Annotated in this window: 17 protein-coding genes; 6 read left to right on the forward strand and 11 right to left on the reverse strand. The window is 72.1% G+C overall.

Annotation, left to right across the window (positions count from 1 at the left end):
* Positions 1 to 12: 12 nt before the first annotated feature.
* Positions 13 to 1,863, reverse strand: a complete 1,851-nt coding sequence (locus ABZ016_RS07335) for a beta-N-acetylhexosaminidase (protein WP_356915564.1) — start codon at positions 1,861 to 1,863, stop codon at positions 13 to 15.
* A gap of 229 nt (positions 1,864 to 2,092) precedes the next feature.
* On the opposite strand from ABZ016_RS07335, the gene ABZ016_RS07340 reads away from it, so the two are divergent.
* Together ABZ016_RS07340 and ABZ016_RS07345 are read left to right on the forward strand one after the other, a co-directional pair.
* On the forward strand, positions 2,093 to 3,436 hold the full coding sequence (locus ABZ016_RS07340; RefSeq protein WP_356915565.1) for an amidase family protein: 1,344 nt from the start codon (positions 2,093 to 2,095) through the stop codon (positions 3,434 to 3,436).
* A 205-nt stretch (positions 3,437 to 3,641) separates the two neighbouring features.
* A complete protein-coding gene (locus ABZ016_RS07345) occupies positions 3,642 to 4,061 on the forward strand; it encodes a VOC family protein (protein WP_356915566.1) in 420 nt (139 codons plus the stop codon).
* On the opposite strand, the gene ABZ016_RS07350 is transcribed toward ABZ016_RS07345, so the two are convergent.
* From ABZ016_RS07350 to ABZ016_RS07360, 3 genes are read right to left on the reverse strand one after another with little or no spacing between them, the layout of a single operon-like run.
* Positions 4,033 to 4,626, reverse strand: coding sequence for a GNAT family N-acetyltransferase (locus tag ABZ016_RS07350; protein ID WP_356915567.1), 594 nt, complete (start codon positions 4,624 to 4,626; stop codon positions 4,033 to 4,035). The two genes, ABZ016_RS07345 and ABZ016_RS07350, sit on opposite strands and share 29 nt — an antisense overlap.
* Before the next feature lie 27 nt (positions 4,627 to 4,653).
* Entirely contained in the window at positions 4,654 to 5,136 is a 483-nt protein-coding gene (locus tag ABZ016_RS07355; protein ID WP_356915568.1) for a GNAT family N-acetyltransferase, read from the reverse strand.
* Positions 5,137 to 5,188: 52 nt separating this feature from the next.
* Entirely contained in the window at positions 5,189 to 5,362 is a 174-nt protein-coding gene (locus ABZ016_RS07360; RefSeq protein WP_356915569.1) for a hypothetical protein, read from the reverse strand.
* Positions 5,363 to 5,818: 456 nt separating this feature from the next.
* On the opposite strand from ABZ016_RS07360, the gene ABZ016_RS07365 reads away from it, so the two are divergent.
* On the forward strand, positions 5,819 to 6,298 hold the full coding sequence (locus ABZ016_RS07365) for a hypothetical protein (RefSeq protein ID WP_356915570.1): 480 nt from the start codon (positions 5,819 to 5,821) through the stop codon (positions 6,296 to 6,298).
* A 25-nt stretch (positions 6,299 to 6,323) separates the two neighbouring features.
* Positions 6,324 to 7,088, forward strand: a complete 765-nt coding sequence (locus ABZ016_RS07370) for an SDR family oxidoreductase (protein WP_356915571.1) — start codon at positions 6,324 to 6,326, stop codon at positions 7,086 to 7,088.
* Between the two features lie 75 nt (positions 7,089 to 7,163).
* On the opposite strand, the gene ABZ016_RS07375 is transcribed toward ABZ016_RS07370, so the two are convergent.
* The 6 genes from ABZ016_RS07375 to ABZ016_RS07400 all read right to left on the reverse strand — a co-directional run bounded on the left by ABZ016_RS07375 (position 7,164) and on the right by ABZ016_RS07400 (position 16,179).
* A complete protein-coding gene (locus ABZ016_RS07375) occupies positions 7,164 to 8,666 on the reverse strand; it encodes an SDR family NAD(P)-dependent oxidoreductase (RefSeq protein WP_356915572.1) in 1,503 nt (500 codons plus the stop codon).
* 105 nt (positions 8,667 to 8,771) lie between these two features.
* Positions 8,772 to 10,115, reverse strand: coding sequence for a wax ester/triacylglycerol synthase family O-acyltransferase (locus ABZ016_RS07380; protein ID WP_356915573.1), 1,344 nt, complete (start codon positions 10,113 to 10,115; stop codon positions 8,772 to 8,774).
* Between the two features lie 144 nt (positions 10,116 to 10,259).
* Complete coding sequence (locus ABZ016_RS07385; RefSeq protein ID WP_356915574.1) at positions 10,260 to 12,878, reverse strand: PA14 domain-containing protein; 2,619 nt, start codon at positions 12,876 to 12,878, stop codon at positions 10,260 to 10,262.
* A gap of 100 nt (positions 12,879 to 12,978) precedes the next feature.
* The gene (glgC, locus tag ABZ016_RS07390; RefSeq protein WP_356915575.1) at positions 12,979 to 14,199 is read right to left on the reverse strand and encodes a glucose-1-phosphate adenylyltransferase; all 1,221 of its coding nucleotides are present in this window, start codon (positions 14,197 to 14,199) and stop codon (positions 12,979 to 12,981) included.
* A 51-nt stretch (positions 14,200 to 14,250) separates the two neighbouring features.
* Positions 14,251 to 15,402 (reverse strand): glycogen synthase, encoded by a 1,152-nt coding sequence (gene glgA / locus ABZ016_RS07395; RefSeq protein WP_356915576.1) that lies wholly within the window; start codon positions 15,400 to 15,402, stop codon positions 14,251 to 14,253.
* A gap of 39 nt (positions 15,403 to 15,441) precedes the next feature.
* Positions 15,442 to 16,179 (reverse strand): (2Fe-2S)-binding protein, encoded by a 738-nt coding sequence (locus ABZ016_RS07400; RefSeq protein WP_356915577.1) that lies wholly within the window; start codon positions 16,177 to 16,179, stop codon positions 15,442 to 15,444.
* A 228-nt stretch (positions 16,180 to 16,407) separates the two neighbouring features.
* Between ABZ016_RS07400 and ABZ016_RS07405 the strand changes: the two genes are divergently transcribed.
* Positions 16,408 to 17,679, forward strand: a complete 1,272-nt coding sequence (locus tag ABZ016_RS07405; RefSeq protein ID WP_356915578.1) for a DMT family transporter — start codon at positions 16,408 to 16,410, stop codon at positions 17,677 to 17,679.
* Here the strand turns inward: ABZ016_RS07405 and ABZ016_RS07410 are convergent.
* Entirely contained in the window at positions 17,669 to 18,913 is a 1,245-nt protein-coding gene (locus ABZ016_RS07410) for a transglycosylase family protein (RefSeq protein ID WP_356915579.1), read from the reverse strand. The genes ABZ016_RS07405 and ABZ016_RS07410 overlap by 11 nt on opposite strands.
* Positions 18,914 to 19,264: 351 nt before the next feature.
* Between ABZ016_RS07410 and gndA the strand changes: the two genes are divergently transcribed.
* Positions 19,265 to 20,704 (forward strand): NADP-dependent phosphogluconate dehydrogenase, encoded by a 1,440-nt coding sequence (gene gndA / locus ABZ016_RS07415; RefSeq protein ID WP_356915580.1) that lies wholly within the window; start codon positions 19,265 to 19,267, stop codon positions 20,702 to 20,704.
* The last annotated feature ends 426 nt before the right edge of the window (positions 20,705 to 21,130 follow it).

Below are 21,130 nucleotides of genomic sequence, written 5' to 3' on the forward strand. Positions count from 1 at the left end.
GGCGGTGACTCCTCAGGTCAGGTGCCAGACGGCGGGGGTGCGCTGGCCGGGCGGGTACTGCGCGAGTCGGCCGTCGTCCGTCACGCCCACCGTCATGCGGGTGATGGCGTTGACGAGCCGGTAGCCGCTCCCGGTGGGTTCCAGCTCCCAGCGCTGCAGGGTGTTGCGGTCGTCGCACGTCTCGGGCGTCGCCTCCGTGCCGGGCTGGAGCGGCACGTTGAGCGTGAGCTTGCCGCCGCGCACCTCGAGACAGCCTTCGGCGGTCCGCAGGGTCGCGTAGCCGTCCGCCGTGCGGGTCAGCCGGGCCGTGAAGGTCCGGCCGGCCGTCCGGAAGGTGTACGTCCCGTCCGCCACCGGCAGGCGGGTCAGGTCCCGTCGTCCGGGGGCCTGGCCCACCTCCGTCCCGCGTGCGGTGAACCCGGCGTACGTGGCGTCGGGATGCGGGTCGCCCCACGTGGCCTGCGCGATGTGCCGCAGGGCGGGCCACAGGGCGACGGCGACCTCGTTCTCGGTCTCCCCGCGGCCGTTGTCGGGCCAGAGGCTGATCTTCGCACCGGTGATGCCGGCGCTGGAGGCGAGTTTCTCGCCCTCGAAGCTGCGCGGGTCCCAGCTCTGGTCGTACAGCCCCTCGGTGTCGCTGTGGAATCCGCCCCGGACGAGGTAGAGCGCGTACGCCGCGTTCATCACGGGGTAGCCCTGGGCGATGAGCCGACCGGGCGTCACCGCCACGTTCAGCCAGTGTTCGACGGTCGTCCCGGCCGCGACCGGCACGGTGTTGGCGCCGGTGAGCCCGTCGTTCCAGATGCGCAGCCGTTTGCCCCGGCCCGCCGCGTAGGAGTGGACGCGGTTGACGAAGTCGACGAAGGCGTCCTGGGGCGTGGCGTCCGGGCCGTACCTCTCCCGCGCGTACTTCAGGACCTGCGGGTACCTGGCGAAGTCGGAGCCGAGCATGTACTCGTCGGCGCCCATGTGCCAGTCCCGTGCGGTGAAGACCTCGGCGTACTCGTCCATCAGGCTCGTGTAGTAGGCGAAGGCCTCGGGCCGGGTGATGTCCAGCCGGCTCGGCTGCTTGACGCCGTCGGTGTCGGTGAGCTGGAGGTCGGGGCGGTTCTCGATCCACGGGTCCATGTGTCCCGGTGAGTTGATCTCCGGGATGATCTCGACGTGGTACTTCTCGCCGAGGGCGACCAGCCGGCGGATCTCGTCCTTGGTGTAGTAGCCCCAGGTGTTGGCCTCGGGGTGGGTGTCGCTCTTCACCTTGAGTTCGAGGAGCAGCTGGTTGAGCTTGTGGTACGCCATCTCGCGCACCAGGTTCTCCAGCCAGGGCAGCGAGACGTGGATGTAGCAGGCGCAGACGCCGGCCCCGCGTTCCTTGTAGCGCGGCATGTCGACGGTGCGTCCGGCGGGGACGCGGGCGCCCTGTGCCAGGAGCTGGAGGAGGGTCCGGGTGCCGTAGAAGGCGCCGGTCTCGGTGGCGCCGGTGACCGACAGCCGTCGGCCCGCGTGGAGTTCGTAGCCTTCGGGGCCGAGTGCGGCCCTGCCCGGCCTGATGTCGATGACGATGTCACCGGCCTGGGCGCCGCCCCCTACGACGGGGACCGTGCCGTGGCCGGCCGCGCGCAGGTCGGCGGCGAGGGTGCCGGCGACCCTGCGCTCGGCTCCGGTGTCCGCCACGAGCCGGGTGTCCCGGCCGTAGGCGTAACTGCCGGGTTCCGGCGACCAGTCGGTGAGTGCGGGCACGGTGACCGGCGTTCGGGGTTCGTCCCGCGCGGCCGCCGGGGCCGCCGGTGCCGCGGTGACGAGCAGCGTCAGCGCCGCCAAGATGCCGGGCCACCGCACCCGCCGTCTTCTGCGCTCAGTCATACGGCTCCCCATTCATCGGATGTCTGATCATTGAGCCGGTATCGGTGACTGTCAATGGACCGCGCAGGCACGCTCGTTGAGCGATTGATCCGATGTCCGGGGGGCGCGTCGGGCCAACGGAGGTGCATGGAACGGCCGATGGCCTCGACGTGTGCCCCTCTCCGGTGCACAGTTCTCCCTACGTACTCGCCAGTAAGCCCGTCCCTCACCACATTCCCGAGGAGCTCCTGTGACCACCTGGGCCGGCCGCACCGCCGCCGAGATATCCGCCGCCGTCCGCGAGAAGCGGGTCACCCCTCGCGAGGTGGTCGCCGAGCACCTCGAACGGATCCGGCGGCTCGACGGCCGGGTCGGGGCCTTCCGTGCGGTGCGTGCCGAGGCGGCACTGGCCGAGGCCGAAGAGGTGGCGGCGCGTGGCGACTTCGGCGAGCTGCCCCTGGCCGGGGTGCCGGTGGCCGTCAAGGACAATCTCGCGGTGCGCGGCGAGTCCACCCGTGTCGGCTCGGCCGCCACCCCGGAGACGCCGGCCGAGGAGGATCATGTGACCGTGGCGCGGCTGCGGGCGGCGGGCGCGGTGGTCGTGGGTCTGACGAACGTGCCGGAGCTGTGCGTCTTCGCCACCACGGAAGGGGTGTTCGGCACGGCGCGCAACCCCTGGGACCCGAGCCGTACGGCGGGCGGCTCGTCGGGCGGCAGTGCCGCCGCCGTCGCCGCCGGGATGGTGCCGATCGCCCTGGGCAACGACGGCATGGGCTCTCTGCGCATACCGGCCGCCAACTGCGGTCTCGTCACCATCAAGCCGGGCCGGGACGTGGTCCCGACGGGTGCCGGTGACAGCGACTGGTTCGGCATGTCGGAGAACGGACCTCTCGCCACGACCGTCGAGGACGCCCGGCTGATGCTCTCGGTGCTCGCGGACGACGAGCCCGCCCGGCGCTCCGAACCCGGGACCCTCAGGGTCGCCGTGTCGCTGCGCAGTCCGCTGGCCGGCGTCACCGTCAGCCGGCCGTACGCGGCGGCCACCCGGGAAGCGGCCGGGGTGCTGATGAAGGCGGGCCACCAGGTCCGGCGCGCCGACCCGCCCTACCCGGCGTCACTGCCCCTGACGTCGCTGGTCCACTGGACGGCGGGCACCGCCGCGAACGCCCAGGACCTCGACCCCCGCCTGCTGACCCGCCGCACCCGGGTCCACGCGAGGCTCGGCCGGCCCCTCATCGGTACCGCGCGCTCCGGAACGGGCCGGGAGCGGCTGCGCCGACGGCTGGAGCCGTTCTTCACCGAGTACGACGTGCTGCTGACGCCCGCGCTCGCCCGCCGCTCGCCGAAGGCCGGGCCCTGGCACGAGAGGGGCTGGCTGAGCAATCTGCTGGCGAACACCCACCACTCACCGCTGACGCCCCCGTGGAACCTGACCGGCTGGCCCGCCATGTCGATCCCGTGCGGAACCCTTCCTTCCGGCGCGCCCTGTGCCGTGCAGCTGGTCGGTCGCCCGGGCTCCGAGCAGCAACTCCTCGCTCTGGCGGAGCAGTTGCAGGAGCGAAACCCTTGGCGGCGGACAGCGCCGATGGACTAGGGTCGGCCGGGTGACTGCCGGGTCGGCCGTAGGCCATGCACGAGTGAGGCGCCCGGCCTCGGCGTGAGCGCGGCGGGGGCGACCCCGCGCAGACTCGGCCGAGTGCCGGAGAGGGCACGAGCCCCGCCTCCCGTCTCCGTGTCCCCGTCCCCCGCGCCGCAGCGGCGCGGCACACGCATCCCCAGACCTGGAGACGAACACTCGCATGTCCCACGCACCGCACGCACCCGAACTGCCGACCGCGGTCGCCCACCTGAACCACACCGCTGTCTTCGCCTCGGACCGCCGCCTGTCGGCCGAGTTCCTGGCGGCCGTCCTGGGCCTGGAGGTGGGCGCCCCGTTCGGCCCGTTCCTCCCGGTCGACCTCGGCAACGGCGTGACCCTCGACTACTACGAGAAGCGCGACGAGCCCGTCCAGTCGCAGCACTACGCGTTCCTGGTGCCCGAGGAGCAGTTCGACGCCATGATCGCCCGCCTGGAGGCGCTGGGGGTCACCTACTACGCCGACCCCAGCCATACCGAGCCCGGCCGGGTCAACGACCTCTTCGGTGGTCGCGGCGCCTACTTCGCCGACCCGAGCGGCCACAACATGGAGATCATGACCCGGCCGTACGTCCGTCCCTGACGGTCGCCGGCCGAACCGTCCTGGCGACCACCCAGTGGTTCTTGCCGAGGCGCCGGATCCGCTCGAAGCCCTGCTGCCCGAACAGTGCCACGGTGCCGCTGTACAGGAAGGACGCGGAGACGGACCGGCCCTCGGCGTCCTCGGGGTAGCCCTCCACGCCGCCGCCTCCGAGCCGCGCGATCTCCTGGAGGGCGCCTTCGAGGGCGGCGGCCGCCACGCCCCTGCGGCGGTGGGCGCGATCGACGAAGAAACAGGTGATCCGCCAGTCCGGAGGGGTGCCGGGGTCCTTGTCGTAGGCGCGCCGGTGTTTGATGCGGGGCAGTTCGGAGGGCGGCCCGAACTGGCACCAGCCGACGCAGTCCTGGCCGTCGTAGACGAGGGCGGCGTGCGCGCGGCCCTCGCGGACCCGGGCTTCCTTCTCGGAGCGGTTCTGCTCGGGGGTCCTGTCACGGCCCACGCCCTCGGCGTGGAAGGCCATGCACCAGCAGCCGCCCCACACCCCCTTGTGCCGCTCGACGAGGCCGGCGAAGTCCGCCCAGGTGGCCGCCTCCAGAGGTCTGGTCACGAAGCCGGCCATGGAGTCTCCGATGCTCTAGAGCGTCCGGTGCATGATGTGCAGCCCCACGAGGCCGTGCCGGGGGTGCTCGAACGCGTCGGGCACCGTGCCGAGGATCGTGAAACCCAGGGAGGTCCACAGTTTCACGGCCGGGTTGGTCTCCACCACGGCGTTGAACACCATGCCGCGGTAGCCGGCCGCCCGGGCTTCGGTCAGGAGGTGTTCGGCGAGTGCCCGGCCGTAGCCGCGGCCGCCCTGGCCGGGGTCGACCATGAAGCCGGCGTTGGCGATGCCGGCGGCGGGACCGCCGTAGTTGGGGGTGAGGTAGGCGGAGGCGACGACGGTGGCGTTGTCGTCCTCGACGACGTAGACGCGTTTCGCCGGGTTCATCCACAGGACCCGGGCATCCTCCTCGGAGGTGTCCGGGTCCCATGCGTAGGTCTCGCCCGCGGCGACGATGCGGCGCCAGAACGGCCAGATGCGAGTCCAGTCGTCAGCCGTTGCTTCCCTGATCAGCATGGTCCGAGTCTGGCAGGCCCATGGGCTCGGCGATCGCGAAGGGGCCGCCCGGTCAGTCGACGCTGGGCAGGATGTGGGGCTCGGCGAGGTCCTCCTCGTAGCCCGCGAGGCGGATCGGGGCCGACCGGGCCCACACATCGAGGCTGCCGAGCTTGTCGGACCGGCGGACCTTGCCCTCGGTGCGTTCCTTGGGGCGTTGCTCGCGATTCGTCTTCTCCGGTGTCACCGCGCACTCCTTATGTGTCGGTCACCCTCGGGACGTGTGCGCCGGTCCTGCTGCGCCTGACGCCCACTCGGGCTTCTGATGCCAAATGCAGTTCGGACGCGGTGGCGCCGGTAACTCGCGGGAGCGCAGGCAGTGGTGAACCGGCTTGTCCCATGACGGACCGTGGGTGTGGGTAGGACCCGAGCTGCTGTCCGTCCGCCCTAGATTAACCAAATGAGCGGGCCCCCGCTCGATGGGGCTGAAAACGAGCGGTAACAATCGCGCGTCATCCCGTGTTCAACTCGATTTTACGCACCGATTTGTCACTCGCAGTCCCTTTTGCGGATCACCCGAACGGCGTATGTCCACGGCGACGCTTTCGAGTCGGTTGTGCAGTTCAAGCGCCGTTGGCCGGGTCGAAAGCTCGCCATGATCTGCTGCCGCACGGCAACGGCTGTCTCGCTGGAGGACTGACGCATGGAGCTGCGCAGCGTCGAGGAGCTGATGGATCTGCTGTACGCCTGCCGGGGCACCAGGGACGTCCCGGACCGTGACCGGCCGCCGGTCGACCTGCATGATCACGCGCTGCGGACCGCCGCGCTGCTGCGCCGGGGCCGCCCGGCGGACAAGGAGCTCCAGGTGGCGGGGCTGGTGCAGCCCGTCGGCGGGCTGCTGTGGCCCGGCGCCCCCGGCCGGTCGCGCCGGCCACGCCGCCGACGCGGTGCGCCCCCTGCTGGGCATGGGGCCCCCTGGTCCTTGAGACCTTGGGGGAGGGTCGCCCACCTGGTACGCCGCTGGCCGTACCAGGACGCCCCGGCCGACGACGACCTCCTCACCCTGCGCCAGGCGGCCGAGGAGGGCCGCACGGCCGGGTTCGACGCCGGGGTCCTGGAGGACTGGCGCACGATCCTGGAATTGCTGGCCGCCCACAACTCCCGCCTCGGGGCTGTTGACTGACGGCTCGTCATGAGACGGTACGCTGATGACACCGGCACCGTACGGACTCGAGGGCAGAGCCGCCGTGGTCACGGGCGCCACGCGCGGCATCGGACGCGCGGTCGCGCGGGCGCTCGCCTCGGCGGGAGCCCTGGTGTGCGTCACCGCCCGGGACGCCGACGAGGTACGGCGCGCCGCCGCGGAACTGGGCGGCATCGGCCGCGCGGGCGACGTGGCGGACCCCGGCCTCCCCCGCCGTCTGACGGACCTGGCCCTGCGCGAGTTCGGCCGCCTCGACGTCCTGGTCAACAACGCGGCGACGAACGAGCCGTACGGGCCGCTGATGGAGGCGGACCCCGGGGACTGGCGCACGGCCTTCGTGATCAACGTGGAGGCACCGCTCAGGTTCGTGCAGTGCGCCTGGCGGGCCTGGATGGCGGAGCACGGCGGCACCGTGATCAACGTGTGCACGGAGGGCGCCGGGCACGTCGGCCCGAACGTGGGGGCTTACGGCACGAGCAAGGCGGCGCTGCTCCACCTGACTCAGCAGCTGGCCGGCGAACTGGGACCCCGGGTACGCGTGAACTCCGTCTCCCCCGGCCTGGTACGCACCGAGATGGCCCGGTTCGTATGGGAACCCACTGAGTCAGAGGTATCGGCAGCCCTGCCGCTCGCCCGGATCGGGGAGCCGGAGGACATCGCGAGGGCGGTCCTGTGGCTGGCCTCGGACGCGGCGGAGTGGGTGACAGGTGCCGACCTGCTGGTGGACGGCGGCACCCGAGTGAGGGCAGCGCGTACCCCCACCCTTTAGGGGCGCGGGACTGTGTAGATGTGCGGCTCCGCCGCGTGGGCGCGAGCAACCACACTCAACCCGCACCCGAAACCCCTACCACTTCCCAGGCGCGTAATCCTTCAAGAACACCCCGTACACATCTTCCCCCGCCTCACCCCGCACGATCGGGTCGTACACCCGCGCCGCCCCGTCGACCAGGTCCAGCGGCGCGTGAAACCCCGCCTCCGCAAGCCGCAGCTTGTCGTAGTGAGGCCGCTCATCCGTGATCCACCCCGTGTCGACCGAGGTCATCAGAATCCCGTCGGCCTGGAACATCTCCTGCGCACTGGTCCGCGTCACCATGTTCATCGCGGCCTTCGCGGCGTTCGTGTTGGGATGCCCCGCACCCTTGTAACCGCGCCCGAAGACCCCCTCCATCGCCGACACGTTCACGACGTACGCGCGCCCGCTCTCCGCCTTCCTCGCGGCCGCGGCCATGGCCGGGCGCAACGCGCTGATCAGGATGAACGGCGACGTGTAGTTGCAGAGCTGCGTCTCCAGCAGCTCCACCGGGGAGATCTGGTCGATCGTCTGCACCCACGTGTTGGAGTCGACGACGTCGGGAACCAGCCCGCCCGCGTCGATCGCCGTGCCGTCGAGGTGCCGCTCGACGCTGGCGTTGCCCGCGACCAGGGCCAGGTCGGCGACCTTCTGGGCGTCGAGCCCGCTGGTGCCGAGGGGCAGGGCGGCCAGGCCGTCGACCGCGCCGGAGTTGAACGCGCCGATGACGTGGTGGGCGGGCAGCTCACCCGCGGGCAGCGGGGCGCTCTCGCCCTCGACCAGGGCGGCGTAGGCGGACGGCAGGCGGCGTACGGTCTGGGTCGCGTTGTTGACGAGGATGTCGAGCGGACCCGCCTCGGCGACCTGCTCGGCGAGCGCCACGGCCTGGGCCGGGTCGCGCAGGTCGATGCCGACGACCTCCAGGCGGTGCATCCAGTCCGCCGAGTCGTCCATGGCCTTGAAGCGGCGGATGGCGTCCTTGGGGAAGCGCGTGGTGATCGTGGTGTGCGCGCCGTCGCGCAGCAGCCGCAGCGCGATGTACATGCCGATCTTGGCGCGGCCGCCGGTGAGCAGGGCGCGCTTGCCGCTGAGGTCGGCGCGGGCGTCTCGCTTCTCGCGGTTCAAGCGGGCGCAGTCCGGACAGAGCTGGTGGTAGAAGTAGTCGACTTCCACGTACCGGGTCTTGCAGGTGTAGCAGGAGCGCGGGCGCTGGAGGATGCCCGCGATCCTGCCCTCCTCGGTGTTCGACGACGGCAGCAGCCCCTCGGTCTCGTCGTCGATGCGCTGGGCCGAGCCGGTCGCCGTGGCCTCCGTGACCGCCTTGTCGTGGGCGGTCTTGGCGGCCCGGCGCTCCTGGCGGCGGCGCTGCTTGACCGTGCGGTAGACGCCCGCGGTGGCCCGGCGCACGGCGATGGCGTCCGGGTGGTCGACCTCCAGCTTGTCGAGTTCCTCGAGCACGCTGAGGCAGACGGCCAGGCGCTCCGGGTCGATGCCGGGTCCGTACGAGAGCCCGCTCGCCTCGTCCATGGCCTGCGGGCCGTCCTGTGTCACCGTCATCGCCGCTGTCGTTCCCTGCTCTGCCGTCGCGGCGCGCCGTTCGCGCACGCTTACGAACGGCGGATTTTACTTCAGCGCCGGGCCGCACCGCCAAACCCGCTCGTTTCAGGTCCGGCAGGCCGCGCTCAGCGTCCGCACCTCCTCCGAGAAGGCCGCGGCGAACCGGTCGAGGTCCGGCACGGCCCGCCCGTCGGCCACGAGTCCGTAGTGGACGCTCCCCCGGTACGTCGAGACCGCCACGGCCAGCGAGTGGCCGGGGGCCAGCGGGGCGAAGGGGAAGACGGCCGTGAGCGGGTTGCCGCCGAGCCTCAGGCCGAGACTGGGCAGGGGCACGCTGGTGACCAGGATGTCGAACCAGAGCCGGGCCGCCTGGCCGACCAGTGGCCCGCCGAGCCGGTGGCCGAGCGCCGGGACGTGGTCGGCGAGCAGCGCGACGGCGCCCGCGCCCCGGTTGGGGCCGGCGTCCTTGTTGCGGTCCATGGCGGTGCGGACCGCGGCGAGACGGGCCAGCGGGTCCGGATCGTCCACCGGAAGCCGTATCAGGTAGCCGGAGAGCCGGTTGCCCTGCGGACAGGCGGTGCGCGGGCGGCGCTTGGAGACGGGGATCAGGGCGCGGGGCGCGACGCCCTCGACGCCGTCGCCGCGCTCGTCGAGCCAGCGGCGCAGGGCGCCCGCGACGACCGCGATCAGCACGTCGTTGACGGTGCCGCCGACGGTCTTGCGGACGCGGTGCACGTCGTCGAGGTCGAGCAGCACTCCGGCGGTGCGGCGGGTGCCGCTCGGCTCGCAGGTGAGCGCGGGGGTGGTGCGCACGTCGAGGGAGGAGCGGGCGACGGAGGCGCCGATGTCCAGGGCGCGGCTCACGTCGGACAGTGCGCCGCGCAGCAGGCCCGGCAGCTCGCGCACGTCCGGCAGCAGGGGGCGGGCGGGTTCGGCGGGGCGGGGCCGGGGGCTCGGCAGGTCCATGGGGTCCATGACGCCCGCGGCGAGGGTCAGCGCCCGCAGCCCGTCGGCCAGGGCGTGGTGGAACTTGAACAGCACCGCGTAGGACATGCCGTCCTCGCCCGGCACCACATGGGTCTCCCACGGCGGCCGTCCGCGCTCCAGCGGGCGCTCCATGAGCCGGCCCGCCACCTCGTGGAAGTCGGCGGTCGGGGCGTGCAGCCGCACGTGGTTCAGGGGGTCGAAGTCCGGGTCGGGCTCGCGGGCCGCGCCGCCGAAGGCGAGCGGCCGGCGCAGGGCGGAGGCGAGCGGCTGCCACACGTCCCGGATGCGCATCCGCAGTCCGGGCACGCCGGCGGCCCGGGCCGCGAGCAGGTCCGCCGCGTGGGCGCCCGCGGCCGGCGAGTGGGCGGTGAAGATCCCGAGCGCACCGAGGTGCATCGGGTGTTCCGCGGACTCGATGTTCCAGAACGCCAGGTCGAGAGGAGCGAGCAGGTCAGCAGTCAAGGGCTTGCCTCGCGTCGACGACGGGTGGGCCAGCAGTCAATCGCCCTACGCCGATTACGGTCAAGTACGATCACGCTACATACAGTTAACACCAGATTAAGTCCCGCCCCTGCGAGGGGGGCGGGACTTATGGTGCATGTGCGGTCAGTCCAACACAGGTTGCGGCGCCGGGCACCCCGTGGGAGTCACCCGGGAGGCGTCACGGATCAGCGCCTGGTGGGCGGCCTTCAGGCGGGCCGTGTCCGGTTTCAGCACGGCACGGTCGTAGGTGAGGAAGCCGTTCAGCTCGCCCTCGACGTCCGCGATCTGGGTGTACACGGCGCCGTTGCCGCCCTTGCAGGCCAGCGCCCGGACCTCGGCCAGCTTCGTCAGGTAGTCCTCGGTGTAGGTGGCCGGGTCGACGTCGACGTACGACTGCTGCACGGACCAGGCGTGGCCGGGCACCGCCAGTCCAAGGCCGCCGTACTCGCCGCTGACCAGGGCACGTTCGCCGTCCGGGTGAGGCGGCAGGGCCGGACTGGGATAGCCGTGCTCGTCCATGATGTCGCCGGTGCCGCCGTCGGCGCCGAGGTTCAGCCCGGACTGGCCGTTGACCAGCCGGGTGGGATCCCAGGCCTTGGCCTGTTCCGCCACCCGGCCGATGTCGTACTGCCCCCAGCCCTCGTTGAAGGTGACCCACATGATCACCGACGGGCTGCTGACGTGCTCGTCGATCATCTCCTTCATCTCGCGCTCGTAGCGGGCCCGGGAGGCGGTACTGGGGTTCACCCCGGCCGTCATCGCCGGCATGTCCTGCCACACCAGCAGACCCAGCCGGTCGGCCCAGTAGAACCAGCGGTCCGGCTCGACCTTGATGTGCTTGCGGACGGAGTTGAAGCCGAGCCGCTTGTGCGCCTTCAGGTCGAAGGCGAGGGCCTCGTCGGTGGGGGCGGTGTGCAGGCCGTCCGGCCAGAAGCCCTGGTCGAGGGTGGCCATCATGAAGACGGGCTCGCCGTTGAGGAGCGTGCGCGGCACGCCGTTGATCTTCTCGACGGCGATGGAACGCATCCCGAAGTAGCTGCCGACCCGGTCGGCGCCCACCGTCACCTTGAGCTTGTAGAGGAAGGGATCGTCGGGCGACCAGAGGTGCGGGTCGCGGACCGTCAGGGTCAGCGGGCGTCCCGTGCGGCCGCTCGCCGTGGCCACCTTGCGCCGGCCGTCGTACGCCGTCGCCGTGACCGGTACGCCGTCCCGGACGCCCCGTGCCTCCACGGTGAGCTTCTCGCCGGCCACGTCGGGCGTGAGCTTGAGCGAGTCCACGTGGTCCCGGGCCACCGGCTCCATCCAGACGGTCTGCCAGATGCCGGAGGACGGGGTGTACCAGATGCCGCTGGGGTCCAGGCGCTGCTTGCCGAGCGGCGGGTTCTCGCCGGAGGCCGCGTCGGTCGGGTCGTAGACGCCGACGATCAGCTCCTGGGTGCGGCCGGGCTTCAGCGCGTCGGTGACGTCGGCGCTGAACTTGTCGTAGCCGCCTTCGTGCGTGGCGACCTTCGTGCCGTTGACGTACACCTCGGAGCGCCAGTCGACGGCGCCGAAGTTGAGCCTGAGCCGCTTGCCGGAGCCGATGTGCCAGTCGGCCGGGACCGTGAAGGTGCGGCGGTACCACATGCGGTCCTCGTGCCGTTCGACGCCGGAGAGCTGGGACTCCACCGGGTACGGGACGAGGATGCGCTCCTTCAGCGTCCTGCCGACGGGCGGCTGCTCGCCCGGCTCGGCGGCGGCGAACTGCCAGCGGCCGTTGAGGGTGCGCCAGGCGTCCCGGGTCAGCTGCGGGCGCGGGTACTCCGGGTGGGCGTTGCCGGGTCCGACCTCGTCGGCCCAGCGGGTGCGCAGCTGGTGCGTCGAGTGGTTGGAGCCGCTGCTCCAGAACTCCCTGACAACGTTGCCGTCGGCATCGGAGAGGCCGCCCCGTCCGTCGTAGCGGACGTCGGCCGTGCCGCGGGCCGTGCCGGTCTTGTTGCCGACGACGGGTTCGTCGAGGGCGACCAGGAGGGAGGTGGGGTCGGACGGGTCCGGCCGGGCCGTGCCCAGGGGCCACTCGGCGCCGCCGATCACCGCCTTGAGGTGGTCGGTGAAGCCCGCCGGGGGTGCGGCGAGGGGGCGGGCGAAGTCGAGTTTCAGGGTGCGGCCGGTGGACTGGACGGTCGCCGCGAGGGCCCCGTCGTAGTCGAAGCCGTCGGGGAGGCGGAACGCCGACTGCGGTACGGGCTCCTTGCCGCCGCCGGGCTGGGTCCAGCGGAGGTGGAGGTTGGAGCCGCCGTAGTGCTCGAAGTACTCGACCTTGATGTCGTAGGCCTGGCCGGCGGTCAGCTCGACGGGCTGGGCGGTCTGCTCGCGGTCCCAGTCGTCGACCCAGTGGTCGATGGCGAGCCTGCCGTCGATCCAGAGGCGGAAGCCGTTGTCGCCGATGATCGAGAAGGTGTGGGCGCCGGTCTTCTCCGGGACGATCTTGCCGGTCCAGCGGACGCTGACGTCGTCCGAGCGGCCGGTGGTGAAGTTCAGGCGCGGCTCCAGGTTGTCGAAGTCGAGGTCCTGGTCGAAGGTCGTCGCCTTGAGGGTGTGGAAGTCGAAGGCGCCGGGGGCGGACTGGGTGTAGTACTCGCCCTTGAGGCCGTGGATCTCCACGGGGTCGTCCGCCAGGGCGGGTGCCGCGGTCAGGCCGGTGAGGGCGAGGAGCGCGGCGAGCAGTAACGCGGTCCGGTTTCTGAGGCGTCCGGTACGCACGGAACCTCCGTAACAACGTTGTCATGTACAGGAGGTGGCATGACAACACGGATTCCGCTCTTCGTCCAGTGGCAGGACAAAGTCCCGGGGCCGCATCTCGTCAGGTGACCAGCTGCCCCTTCCCGAGGGCGATGACCCCGCCCTTGGACACGGTGTACAGCTCGGCGTCCCGCTCCGGGTTGACACCGATCGTCGCCCCCGGCGGCACCTCGACGTTCTTGTCGAGGACGGCGCCGCGCACCACGGCGCCCCGGCCGATGTGCACGTTGTCGTGCAGCACCGAGCCCTGCACCACGGCCCCCGGGTCGACCACGACACCCGGCGACAGCACGGAGCGCGTGACCTGTCCGCGGACGAGGCAGCCCGCGCTGATGATGGACTCGCTGGCGATGCCGCCGGCGTTGAAGCGGGCCGGCGAGAGCTGGTAGGAGTGCGTGTAGATGGGCCAGTCGCGGTTGTACAGGTTGAAGGCGGGGCGCTCGGCGATCAGGTCCATGTGGGCCTCGTAGTAGGCGTCGAGCGTTCCGACGTCCCGCCAGTAGCCCTGGTCGCGGGTGGTCTCGCCGGGCACGTGGTTGGCGCTGAAGTCGTACAGCGCGGCCTCACCCCGGTCGGTGAGCTGGGGCAGGATCGAGCCGCCCATGTCGTGCACGGAGGACTCGTCCTCCGCGTCCCGCCGGAGCGCCTCGATCAGGGCCTTCGTGGTGAAGATGTAGTTGCCCATGGAGGCGAAGACGTAGTCGGGGTCGTCGGCGAGACCGGGCGGGGCGGTGGGCTTCTCCAGGAAACGCTCCACCGTCTGGCCGTCGGAGCCCGGCGTGATCACCCCGAAGGCCGAGGACTCGGTGCGCGGCACGCGGATCCCCGCCACCGTCACGCCCGCGCCGCTCTCGATGTGCTGGGCGAGCATCTGGCGCGGGTCCATGCGGTAGACGTGGTCGGCGCCGAAGACGGCGACGTACTCGGGCTGCTCGTCGTAGACGAGGTTCAGCGACTGCAGGATCGCGTCGGCGCTGCCCAGGTACCAGCGGGGGCCGAGGCGCTGCTGGGCGGGCACGGGCGTGACGTAGTTGCCGAGCAGGTTGGACATCCGCCAGGTGGTCGTGATGTGCCGGTCCAGCGAGTGCGACTTGTACTGCGTCAGGACGCAGATGCGCAGGATGTCGCCGTTGACGAGGTTGGACAGGACGAAGTCCACCAGGCGGTACGTACCACCGAAGGTGACCGCGGGTTTGGCGCGGTCCGCGGTCAGGGGCATCAGACGTTTGCCCTCGCCGCCGGCCAGCACGATTCCCAGGACCGAAGGACCACCACGCCGCATGGCCGCTCCCCTCACGCCGATTTCCCGATGCCTGCCCCTGAGCAGGACGGGCTAAGCCTGTTTCAGGATCTCCTCGTAGAGCCGGACCGTGCGGCGGGCCACCGCGTCCCAGCCGAACTCGCCGACCGCGCGTTCGCGCCCGGCCTCGCCCATCCGCCCGGCGGCCGCCGGATCACCCAGGAGGGTGTCCATGGCCCGGGCGAGACCCGCTTCGAAGCCGTCGCCGGGCGGGACCAGCAGGCCCGTCCCGCCGTCGTCCACGACCTCGGGGATACCGCCGACCGCCGAGGCCACCACGGGCGTGCCGCAGGCCATCGCCTCCAGGTTCACGATGCCGAGGGGCTCGTAGACCGACGGGCAGACGAACAGCGCGGCGTGCGTGAGGAGCTGGATCACCTCCGGACGCGGCAGCATCTTCGGGATCCAGAACACGCCGTCGCGGACCCGGCTCAGTTCCCCGAACAGCTCGCGGAACTCCTGGTCGATCTCCGGTGTGTCCGGTGCGCCCGCGCACAGCACGACCTGCGCGGCGGGGTCGATGTCCCGCACCGCGCGCAGCAGGTGGGGCACGCCCTTCTGGCGGGTGATGCGGCCGACGAACAGCACGTAGGGGCGGGAGCGGTCGATGCCGATCCGGTCCAGCGCGTCCGTGCCGTGGTCGGGCCGGTACAGGCCCGTGTCGATGCCGTTGTGCACGACGTGGACCCGCTCCGGATCCAGCCCCGGATAGCAGCCGAGGATGTCCTCGCGCATGGCGGCGGACACCGCGATCACCGCGTCGGCGGCCTCGATCGCGGTGCGCTCGGCCCAGCTGGACAGCTCGTAGCCGCCACCGAGCTGCTCGGCCTTCCAGGGGCGCAGGGGCTCCAGGGAGTGGGCGGTCATCACGTGCGGGATGCCGTACAGCAGCTTGGCGAGGTGGCCGCCGAGGTTGGCGTACCAGGTGTGCGAGTGGACCAGCTCACGGCCTTCCAGGGCGGCCGCCATGGCAAGGTCGACGGAGAAGGTGCGCAGCGCGTCGTTGGCGCCGTCCAGCGTCGGCCAGGGCCGGTGGCGCCGTACGCCGTCGACCCGGCCCTCGCCCCAGCAGTGCACGTCGAGGTCGACCAGGGGTCTCAGTTCCCGGGCGAGGAACTCCACGTGGACGCCTGCACCGCCGTACACGTCCGGCGGGTACTCCCGGGTCAGCAGTCCCACTCGCACCCGCAACTCCCTGCTCTCAGCGGCCGTTCCCTTTCATGGTCACCCAGATGAGGCGCGTGGGGAAGAGCGAGGCGGCCGTGTGAAGCAACAGTCGCCGCAGACGCCCCCGCCGGGCACGCGGTAGTACAGACAGCAGCTGCGGCGCCGGAAGGCGGTGCCGGTCAAGGTTCCGGTGCCGGCGAGCAGGGGGTGGGCGAGGAGTTCCGCGGCCAGGTCACGGGCCCGGGCCGCGGTGTCCGTACGGCCGTGCCGCCGGGCCCAGCGGTCGACCTCGCGGGCGGCGCCCGCCAGGGCGGAGGCGGCGTTGCCCCGCAGCAGGCCGGGTGCCAGGCGGTAGTGGGCGCGCAGGGCCGCCGACAGAGGTTCGAGGTGGCCGCGCAGGACGACGTCCGCGACGGTCGGCGCGTCCCCGGGGAGCGGCCGTACGTGCGTGAGCCACAGGTCGTCGGGGGCGCTGCCGTCGGCGTCCCAGCGCATCAGCCGGGCGTCGAGGTCGGGGACGGTGTCGTGGAGCGCGGCGCAGCCTAGGGCCACGGACCACAGGCGGGCCGCGAGACCCTGGTGGGCCACGGAGGCGGCGACACGCGACTCCGGGGCGTACAGGGCGTTCGCGACCTTGTGCACCCTGAAAATCAGGGGATTTCCGTACACGTCCGGTGACGCGTCGGCGTAGGCCTGTGCGAGAGTGGGAAGAGGCCCTGCCGCCGCTCCTTCCGTGCGCAGCACGAAGAAGCCGCCGAGCGGGCGGAGCGCGGTGAGGTCGGGGTCGAGGTCCACGAAGAGCAGTAGTACCAAGGCCCTTGAGGGACGCGACCCGGTGGCCCCCGACCGGAGTCGCCCACCCTGGGGATGACGGGGTTCCCCTCGTACTCCATCGGCAGTAGGACCCAATGAGTGCTCAGGGACGACGACGGGAAGATCTGGACACGGCAGGGTGTTGGTCATGAAAGCCGACAGTTCGCCGCGCCGGGCCGAGCGCCCCCGCCTGCCGCAGAGGAGCAGCCGATGAGCGCCCTCGCGTTGTCCGTCCTGCTCTCCCTCGTCTCCGCGGTCGCCTACGCGGGCGGGGCGATCGTGCAGGAGCGGGTGGCGGAGTCCTCGCCGGGCGAGCAGTACGCGCCGCTGCGCCGGCCGGGCTGGTGGGCGGCGGTCGGGCTCAACGGCCTCGGCGGACTGCTGCACGTGGTGGCTCTGGCCTACGGGCCGCTCAGCCTGGTGCAGCCGCTCGGTGCGCTGACCATCGTGGTGGCCCTGCCCATGGCGGCGCTGTTCGTCGGCCGCAAGGCGGGCTCCACGGCCTGGCGGGGCGCGATCATGGCGACGGTGGGGCTCGCCGGTCTGCTGTCCCTGGTCGCCGCGTCCGACGCGCGGTCGCTGGACACGCCTCAGCGGGTGGCCGTCGCCGTCGTCACCGCCGCCGCCGTCGTGGCGCTGATGATCGCCGCCCGGACCGCGCACCGGCACCCGGCGGTGCGCAGCATGCTGCTGGCGACCGCCTCGGGTATCGCGTTCGGCATGTCCTCGGTGTTCACCAAGACCGTCGCGGTCGACTGGACCGGCGGGGTGTCGGCGGCGGACGTGCCGTCCCTCGCCGTGATCGGTGTCCTGGCCACGGCCGGGATGCTGCTGTCGCAGGCTTCCTACCGGGGTGCCGGCCTCGCGGCACCGCTGGCCACGCTGACGGTCGTGAATCCGGTGGTGGCGGCCGCCGTCGGCATCACCATGTTCGGCGAAACCTTCCGCTACGGCACGACGGGCACCGCGCTCGCCCTGAGCTGCGGTGTGGTGGCGGGGGGCGGCCTGATCCTGCTGACGACGGAGCGGCTCGCGCAGACCCAGCCGGAGCGGACCGGGACGGGCCCGGAGGTCACCGGGACAGGTCTGGTCCCGGCCGGCACGGGACTCGCCGACCGGGATCTCGCGACGCCGGTCGTCCTGCCCCGGCCCAGCGGGAACGGGGGCGGCCCGAGCTCGACGGTGGGCGGCCTGCCGGCGAACGGCGTCGGTCTGCCCGAGACGGTGCCCGAGGTCGTCGGCGCGCTGCCCGACACCGTGGGCGCTCCGCCCGTCGCCGTCGGCGTGCTGTCCAAGGCATCGGTGTCCGTGCCTCGGCCTCTGGCTGCCGACGTACCCGGGGCCGACCCGGACGTCACGCGCGGGAGCGGGGAACCGCCGGTGGACTCCGGCGAACGCCCGCTCTCCTACGTGCCCTTCTACGGCATCCCGTACGTCCCGCTGCCCACGGTCGACCGGCACCGCATACGCGTCAGATCCTGACCCCGGCGGCCCGCAGATAAGCGATCGGGTCGACGTCCGAACCGAAACCGGGCCCCGTCCGCACCTCGAAGTGCAGATGCGGGCCCGAACTGTTGCCGGTGGAGCCGGACCGGCCGATACGCTGACCGGCGGTCACCGTCTGCCCGTCCCGCACGGAGATCGCCGACAGGTGGGCGTACTGGCTGTAGCGCCCGTCGCCGTGCCGGACCACCACCTGGTAGCCGAACGAACCGCCCCATCCGGCGCTGACGACACTGCCCGCCGCGACCGACCTGACGGACGTGCCCGTGGGCACCGGGAAGTCGACACCCGTGTGGTAGCCCTTCGACCAGGCGGAGCCCGCCTTGCGGTACGGCGTCCCGAGGGACGCGCTCACGGGGGCGACGACGCCCTGCCGGGTCGTCGTGGAGCGTGCGGCGCGTTCCTTGCTCCCGCCCTTCGACCGGTCCTTGGCGCGTTCCTCGGAGCGGTCGGTGGACGGCTTCTTCGACGACGGCTTCTTCGACGACGGCTTCTCGGGTGACGGCTTGGCCGACGGGACCCGCTCGGGCGCGGGACGCGTCTTCGTGGCGCCCTCGCCGCGCAGGGCGAGCCGCTGGCCGGGCACGATCAGGTCGGGGTCGGCTCCTATGGCCGAGCGGTTCGCGGCGTACAGGCCTCGCCAGCCGCCCCGCACCTCCCGCTCCTCCGCGATACCGGAGAGGGTGTCGCCGCGCACCACGGTGTACATCTCGGCGCTGCCCGCCCGGGACTGGGGTGTGGACTGCGGCCGCACGTCCTCGATGGACGTCTTCGCCTTCTTCTTCGCGTGCTTCGCGGTCCGCTCGGCCGCCGGCCGGATCTCCGGCTCGGCTCCGCCCCGGGTCAGTCCCGCCCGGGCCGAGCACACCGGCCAGGCGCCCGGGCCCTGCCCGTCGAGCACCTTCTCGGCCACCGCGATCTGCTGGTGCTTACTGGCCAGGTCCGCACGGGCCGCGTAGGCCCGGCCACCGTAGGCCTCCCAGGTGGACTGGGTGAACTGCAACCCGCCGTAGAACCCGTTGCCGGAGTTGATGTCCCAGTTGTTGCTGGACTCGCAGGCGGCGACCTTGTTCCAGGTGCCCACGTCCGCCGCCTGGGCGGTGCCGGCGCCCATGAGGGGGAGCGCCATACCCGCGCCGCCCGCCGTGACGGTGAGTGAGGCGCGGTTGATCCTGTTCGGCTGATACCGGCGATGCCGGCCGCGTACGGCCATCGAAGAGCCCCCCTAGACATGCGTCAGGAGGGGCAAAAGTAAGCGCTGCTAACCGGCCAGGACAAGGCGGCTATCGGCCGCCCGGTTGCCCAAATGGCCGGTATGAGGCCCCTGTTGCGCGACGTGCGCGACGGCGGTGCACCGCGGACGCCACCCCGTGCGCGAGTGCGGCGTGCGCGGGGACGCATACGTCGGCTGAGTGAGACCGGGTCTCTCGTGCGTATGTGCCTGCGCGACGTCGTGCGACCCGCGCGTACGGTCGGAGTAGCGGCACGTCAGGATGGTCGGCGGGGCATGCTGGTGGGGCCCCACGCGGCAGCACCGATACCGAGGTATTTAGGAGCCAACCGAATGAGCAGTACAGCGCAGATCGGCGTCACGGGTCTCGCGGTCATGGGCCGCAACCTCGCCCGCAACTTCGCCCGCAACGGCTACACGGTGGCGGTGCACAACCGGACGCCCGCGCGCACCCGCGCGCTGGTGGAGGAGTTCGGCGGAGAGGGCGAGTTCGTCGCCTGCGAGTCGGCCAAGGAGTTCGTGGCCGCGCTGGAGCGGCCGCGGCGTCTGGTCGTGATGGTGAAGGCCGGTGAGCCGACGGACGCGGTGATCCAGGAGTTCGCCCCGCTGCTGGAGCCCGGCGACATGATCATCGACGGTGGCAACGCGCATTTCGCGGACACCCGCCGCCGGGAGCGTGACCTGCGCGAGCAGGGCATCCACTTCGTCGGCATGGGCGTCTCCGGCGGTGAGGAGGGCGCGCTCAACGGCCCGAGCATCATGCCGGGCGGCCCGAAGGAGTCGTACGACTCGCTGGGCCCGATGCTGGAGAAGATTTCGGCGAAGGCGGCCGACGGCTCGCCGTGCGTGTCCCACGTGGGTCCGGACGGTGCCGGGCACTTCGTGAAGATGGTGCACAACGGCATCGAGTACGCCGACATGCAGCTCATCGGCGAGGCGTACCAGCTGCTGCGGGACGTCGCCGGCTACTCCCCCGCCCAGATCGCGGAGATCTTCCGCACCTGGAACCAGGGCCGTCTCGACTCCTACCTGATCGAGATCACGGCCGAGGTGCTGTCGCACGTGGACGCGGAGACGGGCAAGCCGTTCGTCGACGTGGTGGTGGACCAGGCCGAGCAGAAGGGCACCGGCCGCTGGACGGTCCAGATCGCCCTCGACCTGGGCGTTCCGGTGTCGGGGATCGCGGAGGCCGTCTTCGCCCGCTCCCTCTCCGGTCACGCGGCGCTCCGGGACGCCTCCCGCGGGCTGGCCGGTCCGCAGGCCAAGCCCCTGGGTGAGGCGGAGGCCCGGGCCTTCGCCGACCGGGTGGAGCAGGCGCTGTACGCCTCGAAGATCGTGTCGTACACGCAGGGCTTCCACGAGATCGACGCGGCGCGTGACGAGTACGGCTGGGACATCGACCTGGGTGCGGTGTCCGCGCTGTGGCGGGGCGGCTGCATCATCCGCGCGGCGTTCCTGGACCGTATCCGGTCCGCGTACGACACCCGGCCGGACCTGCCGAGCCTGCTGTCGGACGCGACGTTCGCGCAGGAGATCGCGGACGCGCAGGACGACTGGCGCGAGGTGCTGGTCGCCGCGACGCGGCAGGGTGTGCCGACGCCGGGCTTCGCCGCGGCCCTCGCCTACTACGACGCCCTGCGCGCGGAGCGGCTGCCGGCGGCGCTGACGCAGGGGCAGCGGGACTACTTCGGGGCGCACACCTACCGGCGGGTGGACCGGGACGGGTCGTTCCACACGCTGTGGGGTCAGGACCGGTCGGAGGTCTCCGCGTAGGCACACCGCGCCGATGACCGGCACGGGGCCGGTGGACGCCTGGGAAGACTGTCCACCGGCCCCGTTTCCATGCCCTGGTTCAGGACAGCGGCGGCCCGGGCTCGGGGTTCGGTACGGGTTCCGGTCCCGGGGGGATCGGGGACGGGTCGGGGCCCGGCACGGGGTCGGGGCCCGGCGGCGGTGTGGGCGACGGCGGAGGCGGCGTCGGCTCGGGGCCCGGCGGGGGCTGCGGGTTCGGCACCGGATCGGGGGGCGGCGGCTCGGGGTGCTGGGGATCCGGGCCCGGTGTCGGTGCCGGCGGCACGGGGTCGGGATACGGGTTGGTCATCAGGTCCTCCAGCCAGTGGTCGGCTCCGGCTCTGGACTACTCCCCCGCCTACCCGGCAGCCGCGTCGGCAGTCACTCCGGGGCGGGACGGGAGTCGAC

The sequence above is a fragment of the Streptomyces sp. NPDC006372 genome (assembly GCF_040612515.1).
Lineage (GTDB): Bacteria > Actinomycetota > Actinomycetes > Streptomycetales > Streptomycetaceae > Streptomyces.

Bases quoted from the DNA above. Each gene is read 5' to 3' on its own strand.
- ABZ016_RS07335 (WP_356915564.1), bottom strand. From the start codon at position 1,863: ATGACTGAGCGCAGAAGACGGCGGGTGCGGTGGCCCGGCATCTTGGCG.
- ABZ016_RS07345 (WP_356915566.1), top strand. From the start codon at position 3,642: ATGTCCCACGCACCGCACGCACCCGAACTGCCGACCGCGGTCGCCCAC.
- ABZ016_RS07355 (WP_356915568.1), bottom strand. From the start codon at position 5,136: ATGCTGATCAGGGAAGCAACGGCTGACGACTGGACTCGCATCTGGCCG.
- ABZ016_RS07365 (WP_356915570.1), top strand. From the start codon at position 5,819: ATGGAGCTGCGCAGCGTCGAGGAGCTGATGGATCTGCTGTACGCCTGC.
- ABZ016_RS07370 (WP_356915571.1), top strand. From the start codon at position 6,324: ATGACACCGGCACCGTACGGACTCGAGGGCAGAGCCGCCGTGGTCACG.
- ABZ016_RS07375 (WP_356915572.1), bottom strand. From the start codon at position 8,666: ATGACGGTGACACAGGACGGCCCGCAGGCCATGGACGAGGCGAGCGGG.
- glgC (WP_356915575.1), bottom strand. From the start codon at position 14,199: ATGCGGCGTGGTGGTCCTTCGGTCCTGGGAATCGTGCTGGCCGGCGGC.
- ABZ016_RS07405 (WP_356915578.1), top strand. From the start codon at position 16,408: ATGAGCGCCCTCGCGTTGTCCGTCCTGCTCTCCCTCGTCTCCGCGGTC.
- ABZ016_RS07410 (WP_356915579.1), bottom strand. From the start codon at position 18,913: ATGGCCGTACGCGGCCGGCATCGCCGGTATCAGCCGAACAGGATCAAC.
- gndA (WP_356915580.1), top strand. From the start codon at position 19,265: ATGAGCAGTACAGCGCAGATCGGCGTCACGGGTCTCGCGGTCATGGGC.